General features: G+C 32.1%; 1 protein-coding gene. It reads right to left on the bottom strand.

The window, feature by feature from the left end:
* Positions 1-98: 98 nt before the first annotated feature.
* Positions 99-542, bottom strand: coding sequence for a Dps family protein (locus AC1DTM_RS30925; protein ID WP_002200786.1), 444 nt, complete (start codon positions 540-542; stop codon positions 99-101).
* Positions 543-573: the final 31 nt, after the last annotated feature.

Raw genomic sequence — 573 nt, 5'->3', positions numbered from 1 at the left:
CCTTTTTACTATATTATAGCATAAAAGAAAACTGAAAAATTATAAAAAACTCTATTGAAAGAATTTTTCGATAGAGTTTTTCTTTAATCAATTTATGTTTATTTTAAGAATGCACTTAACATCCATACATGTTGTTCTAATGTCGTATGAATTGCTAATAGCATATCAGCTGACGTTTCATCACCAGCTTCACCAGCTACTTCCATACCTTCTTTTAATTCTTGAATAAGTGCAGAAAAATCGTTTACTAAAGTTTGTACCATTTCTTCTGCAGACTCTTTGCTTGTCCCTTCGATTACAGTTGAAGTTGCTAAATACTCTTTCATTGTCGCTAACGGTTTTCCTTCTAACGCTAAAATACGCTCTGCTAACTCATCAATGTACGTTCCTGCTTCATTATAAAACTCTTCAAATTTCTCATGTAATGTAAAGAAGTGTGGTCCTGTCACATACCAATGATAATTATGCAGTTTCACATATAATACATTCCAGTTTGCTACCTGCTTGTTTAATACTTCAACAACATTTGTTTTCGTACTCATACAATCCACTCCTCTTATCATGTTACTATCT

The organism is Bacillus sp. P4_D3, assembly GCF_056401855.1.
This window is presented reverse-complemented; position numbering and strand designations above follow the sequence as displayed.